Below are 383 nucleotides of genomic sequence, written 5' to 3'. Positions count from 1 at the left end.
AGGAGATGATGACCTCTCCCATTTGATTGAGAAAGCCCGGGAGATCATGGAGCGGGAGGGGCGTTGTGGTCGGGTCCGTCTCCAGCGGGAGACGGGAGCCAGCGAATGGGAGTGCCGGAGAGCCTTGAAGATCATCAAAAAGGGAGCCTAAGGGCTCCTCTTTTTATGCTATTGGGAGGGCCTCCCTACCTCTCCCATTCCTCCCGGACAGAAGAAAAACGGGAGACCTCCCCCACTCCCGCCGATTCGGGAGGATCGAAGTGGGAGGAGAAAGCGGGAGAGGAAAAACGGGAGGAGCGAAAGGCGGCCACCTCTCCCGCTCCCATTACCGCTCCCAAGGAGTTGGCGGGAGACCGGGAGGATCGTTCCCCCTCCCGGCAGTC

The 383-nt window shown here is 60.8% G+C and carries 1 protein-coding gene; it reads left to right on the top strand.

Annotated elements, in window-relative coordinates:
• Positions 1-165 precede the first annotated feature (165 nt).
• Positions 166-383, top strand: a 218-nt coding sequence (locus tag RZO55_RS10070) for a hypothetical protein (RefSeq protein ID WP_318064152.1), incomplete at its 3' end; no start/stop codon positions are given.

It is taken from the genome of Clostridium boliviensis (assembly GCF_033342255.1).
Taxonomy (GTDB): Bacteria; Bacillota; Clostridia; order Lachnospirales; family Lachnospiraceae; genus Lacrimispora; species Lacrimispora boliviensis.
The sequence above is the reverse complement of the archived record's forward strand: the minus strand, read 5'-3'. Positions and strand labels throughout refer to the sequence as shown.